The organism is Burkholderia sp. GbtcB21 (assembly GCF_019091065.1).
GTDB classification, from domain to species: domain Bacteria; phylum Pseudomonadota; class Gammaproteobacteria; order Burkholderiales; family Burkholderiaceae; genus Burkholderia; species Burkholderia pyrrocinia_C.
Map to the genome: position 1 here is coordinate 1 of NZ_JAGXKA010000490.1, position 235 is coordinate 235.

The 235-nt window shown below is 63.0% G+C and carries 1 protein-coding gene; it reads left to right on the forward strand.

The window, feature by feature from the left end:
* Nucleotides 1-235 (forward strand): NAD(P)-dependent oxidoreductase (locus KVT39_RS37440; RefSeq protein WP_306795643.1); only part of this gene is annotated, 235 nt, incomplete at both ends.

Sequence of the window (235 nt, forward strand, 5' to 3'; positions counted from 1 at the left end):
CGAGGAAAACGCACTCGTCAACGCACTGTCGCACAACCGTCCGGGGATGGTCGCAATCGACGTGTTCGAGAGCGGGCCGATCCTGCAGGGCTACAGCCTGCTGCGGATGGAGAACGTGATCTGCACGCCGCACATCGGCTATGTCGGGCGCGAGGGCTACGAGCTCTATTTCAGCGCGGCGTTCAGGAACATCCTCGCATTCGTCGACGGCGGCATGTCGAGCGTCGCCAATCCG